This window comes from Paenisporosarcina sp. TG20, assembly GCF_000286315.1.
Lineage (GTDB): Bacteria > Bacillota > Bacilli > Bacillales_A > Planococcaceae > Paenisporosarcina.
The window spans coordinates 1-601 of record NZ_ALJG01000014.1 but is presented as its reverse complement, the minus strand read 5'-3'; the positions used below and the strand labels follow the sequence as shown (position 1 = coordinate 601).

Annotated in this window: 1 protein-coding gene; it reads left to right on the top strand. The window is 35.9% G+C overall.

Annotation, left to right across the window (positions count from 1 at the left end; all coding sequences use genetic code 11):
- Positions 1-509 (top strand): YjcG family protein (locus B371_RS0100075; protein ID WP_019412341.1); only part of this gene is annotated, 509 nt, incomplete at its 5' end.
- Positions 510-601 lie beyond the last annotated feature (92 nt).

Sequence of the window (601 nt, the reverse complement as noted above, 5' to 3'; positions counted from 1 at the left end):
ACGGAGTCGTTGTATTCCCATCAAAAAAATTACAAGACTTGGCCAATTCTTATCGGAAACGCTATGACCCACATTATGCACTCATTACTCCTCATATGACGCTTAAAGGTGTTTTTGAAGCAAATGACACTGAAATTGAAGAACTATCTACTAGAATTAGCAATGTGGCTAAACGTCATAAACCTTTCTTATTACACACAACAGGTGTCAGCTCTTTTGCACCAATTACAAATGCGATTTACTTTAAGGTAGTAAAAACTGATGCAATAACTAGCTTACATGAAGACTTACAAGGAGACGAATCAGATATCACAGAAGAATATGTGTTCGTTCCTCATATTACAGTTGCACAAAAGATGGTATCCGGCGAACATGATGATATTTTTGGTCAATTACGAATGGTTGGAATGGATCATGAAGAAACAATTGATCGCTTACATTTGCTTTATCAACTTGATGATGGTTCTTGGACAGTATATGAAACTTTCCGTTTGACTGGAGCCAACTGAATGATTACAGCTAAAAAAGTTGAAACAGAAAAAGAGCGAAAAGATGCTTTTTCTGTTCGTCAAAAAGTTTTTGTTGAAGAACAAGATGTACC